3 protein-coding genes are annotated in these 3,624 nt (G+C 68.0%); all 3 read left to right on the forward strand.

The genetic code is table 11. The annotated features are described in order from the left end of the window. Positions 1–1,169, forward strand: a 1,169-nt coding sequence (locus K675_RS0129425; RefSeq protein WP_026145641.1) for a dermonecrotic toxin domain-containing protein, incomplete at its 5' end; no start/stop codon positions are given. Beyond that, positions 1,156–2,067 (forward strand): hypothetical protein, encoded by a 912-nt coding sequence (locus K675_RS0129430; protein WP_017907039.1) that lies wholly within the window; start codon positions 1,156–1,158, stop codon positions 2,065–2,067. The genes K675_RS0129425 and K675_RS0129430, both read left to right, overlap by 14 nt. A gap of 78 nt (positions 2,068–2,145) precedes the next feature. Continuing rightward, positions 2,146–3,624 (forward strand): dermonecrotic toxin domain-containing protein (locus K675_RS0129435; RefSeq protein WP_026145642.1); only part of this gene is annotated, 1,479 nt, incomplete at its 3' end.

Below are 3,624 nucleotides of genomic sequence, written 5' to 3' on the forward strand. Positions count from 1 at the left end.
TCCAATCCCACCTGACCCCCGAGGAACCGGACAACGTCCATCGGCGCCCCGCGTTCAGCCGCCACGGTTTCTGGCAGGGCCTGCTGCACGCCTTCGTGCAGCGCCTGCGCGAGACCCTGTCGCAGACGGCCCACGGATTCATCAAGCACCTGCTGGGCATGCCCGATGGCGTTGCCCGCCTGGCGCTCGACGGGCAGCACATCCAGCTCAAGCCGTTGCAACTGATCAGCGATGCCCAGGCGCCTTCCGACCCGGTGGCGGGCTTCTACCTGATCGGCCCGGTACCCGGCCAACCCGGCCCACGCATCCTGTTCTGCCCGCAGGGGGAGCGGCCGATGTTCCAGGAGTACGCCAGCGAAACCGCGCTGCTCAACGAACTCGGCAGCTCGGACAGCCTGCAACGACAGGTCCGCGAACGGCTGCCCGGCGCCCGCCTGGCCCATTACACCCGGCAGGCGTTCCAGTCGGTGCTGGCGCTCGGCAACGAGCCGGTGCGCGGCAATCTGTTCCACCGCCTCTACCAGGACATGATCGGGCTGTTCAAGGACCTGCTCGGCCGCCAGAGCGTGCAGGGTCAGGGCTCGCTCTGGGACAAGGCAGTGGGCTGGTTCAAGGGCGAGCTGCAGCAGGGCGCGACCGCGCTGCTCGGCCGGCTGCGCCTGCCCTGGCTGGTCTGGCAGTCGCTGCCACGCTTGAGGGACGCGGGCGAGAAGGCCTGGCATGGCCGCTGGGCCGAGGCGATCGAAGAGTTCGTCATGACCCTGGCCAAACTCGCGGTCGCACGCCGTGGCTGGATCCCGTCCAGCCTGGGCAACCCCATGCCGGCGGCGCGCGACAGTGCCGCCCAATCGCCCTTTCCCATCCCGCCCTGGGACAACCAGCACCTCACGCCCGGGCAAAAGGCCGTGCTCCTGGAGCTGCAGGCCCACCGGGTCGCCCTGGAACACATGACCCCGAGCCGGGTGGGCGACCTCTACACCGACCCGGTCAGCGGCAGGACCTATGTGGCGATCGGCGGCAAGGTGTTCCGGGTCCGCCAGGAGCGCCAGCGCTGGCGCGTCGTCACCGACAGCGCCCTGGGCCCCTGGTTGCGCCAGGACGACCAGGGCCAATGGTCATTCGACCTGCCCAAACGCTGCCTCGAGGAGAAAGCCGATGAAAATGTTTGATCACTGCCTGAACCAGCGGGCGATCCGTGAAGAAATGCGCGTGCAGGCCAGCGGCATCGACAGCATCCGGCAACTGTACCCCAACCGCGCCCGGATGATCGGCCACGCCCACCGCCAGGCCGTGGCGTACCTCAACGGGGCGCTGCACAACATCGACAGGCTGTTCAGTGGCCATCGGCTGGACACCAAGCGCCGGCACTTCCTCGAAAACTTCCTGGACATTCCCTACGTCGGCAGCGACACCATCCGCAAGATCAAGCTGCGCATGGATGTCATGCTGGGCGAACTGCTCGCGCCCTCGCTCAACCCGCTGAACTCGCCGCGCTACGTGGTGGGCTCGGACCGGCGCCCCGAGCATGGCAACCAGGCCTTCACCCTGCTGAAGGAAAAGGAGCGCAGGATCTACCTCACCGAACGCTTCTTCGACCCCGGCCTGGAAGTGTACCTGCCGATACGCCCGCGAACCTTCGACGCCTATGGGCACAGCATGGGCACGGTCCTGCTGCACGAAATCAGCCACATGACCCTCGACACCCTGGACCTGGCCTACCTCGACTCCAGCCGCCCCTTCCTCGACCTGATCGACACCAGCACGCCACAGGGGCAGAGCCGCTACGCGGTGCTCGAAGAGCTGCAGAGAAATGCCTTCTCCAGCACCACGGCCGGCCACGAGCTGTTCAAGCTGCTCGATGACTACGACCTGCGCTGGTACGACCTGGAAGGCGACCTGAAAAAAAGGGTATTGAGCCTCACCGCCACGCGGGACCTGGACGATGCGCGGCGGGTGTTCCTGGCCGACCCGGCCAGGCGCACCGATGTCATTCTCAACAACGCCGACTCCCTGGCCCTGCTGATCGCCCACCTGGGCCGCCCCGTGGAATACCAGCCGTTGCAGTGAGGCAGCATGCAGGATTACCACCCGCAGCGCCGGCAAGGCCCCTAGGCTGCCCGTTCGAACCACGAAACGGGCCAGCCCATGACCGCAACGATCTCCGCCCTCGCGACCCGCGCCGACCTCGACGCCGCGTCCTCGCGCCCCCCCCTCGACCGCCACCAGGCCTTCATCGCCAACCGCCTGCCGGCGCCGCTCAAACAACCCGGCTCGGCCTGCCTCAAGCCCCTGGCCGACATCACCCCGACGACCCCGGCCTGGTACACCCAGGCCGATGCCGCCCTGCGCAGCGCCTTCGACAACAGCCAACTGGCCCGCTGCGCCAGCCAGCACGCGCTCGAAGACATTCTCGGCCAGATCACGCCCCTGGACAGCTTCGCCACGCCGCTGCTGCAACAGGCGATCAGACAGACCTTCGGGCTGGAGCTGGATGTCCGCGGTACCTATTTCGTACGCCGCATGAACGTTCGCCGCCCCTCCAGCCTCGGCGGGCTGTTCGACTTTGCCGCGGGCGATCACGCGCTGCGCACCTGGTACTGGGATGTCACCCTGCTGGAGGCCGCGCTGCACAATTTCACCGCCAGCGAGGCCGCCGAAGCGCCCAACGAGGGCGATGAGTTCATCACCCACGACCACAACACCGCCGACGTCTGGATGGCCGCCTACGACAAGGACCGCGCCTTGCCCCTGGCCCCCGAGCACTTTGCCGCGCTGTGCCGCACACTCGACCTGGGGCAACGCTACCAGACGCACCTCAACGCAGTGCTCAACCCGCCGGACCTCGAACAGAAGGCCCGGATACGCCAGACCTGGGCCACGCACCTGCACAACCAGCTGGCCGAGGCCGTGCACCTGGCCCGCCTGCGCAACAGCATTCCCGAGGATGCCTACCGCATGCTCGGGCAATGGCTGGCCGGCCGCACGGATATGCGCCTGGACGGTCATCCGGTCAAGCCCGGCTGCCTGCGCATGCTCGGGGTCGACCTGGGCGACATCCTCTTCCTGCGGCCCGAGGCCGGCCCGTCACCACGGCGCTGCGTGGTCTATATACCTGGCGACGACCTGCACCCCGTGCGCCACTACGCCTCCAGCGCGGACTTCATGACCGACCTGCGCACGCGCCTGCACAGCGCCCGCTACCGGCGCTTCTTCGCCCAGTTCATCGCCGTGCGCGACCAGGCGGCATTCTTCACCGCGCTGAAAAAACGCCTGGATCCCGCCGACCGCCACGAGATGTGGGACGACTACCGCCTCGACCCCGAACTGCGCGTCGGACTCGACCTGGTCGAGCAGTCACTGCGGGTGGGCGCCCGTCCCTCGCTGCCGACCGCCCTCAAGGACCAGTGCGAGCTGAAGATCGGCCGCATGCTCGGCGATGCCAGGGCCCTGGCCGTGCCCACCGACGACGAGGACCGCGCAGCGCGCATGGCGCGTTTCCTGGGTTTTCTCGACGCCACCCTGGAACTGCTCAACCTGCTGGTGTTCATTCCCGGCGTCGGCCAGGTGGCGCTGCTGGCCATGGGCACCCGCCTGCTGCACGAGGTGTACTCCGGCATCGAGGCC

This window comes from Pseudomonas fuscovaginae SE-1 (assembly GCF_000364705.1).
GTDB classification, from domain to species: domain Bacteria; phylum Pseudomonadota; class Gammaproteobacteria; order Pseudomonadales; family Pseudomonadaceae; genus Aquipseudomonas; species Aquipseudomonas fuscovaginae_A.

Excerpts from the sequence above, each read along its gene's own strand:
- K675_RS0129430 (WP_017907039.1), top strand. The coding sequence starts at position 1,156 with ATGAAAATGTTTGATCACTGCCTGAACCAGCGGGCGATCCGTGAAGAA.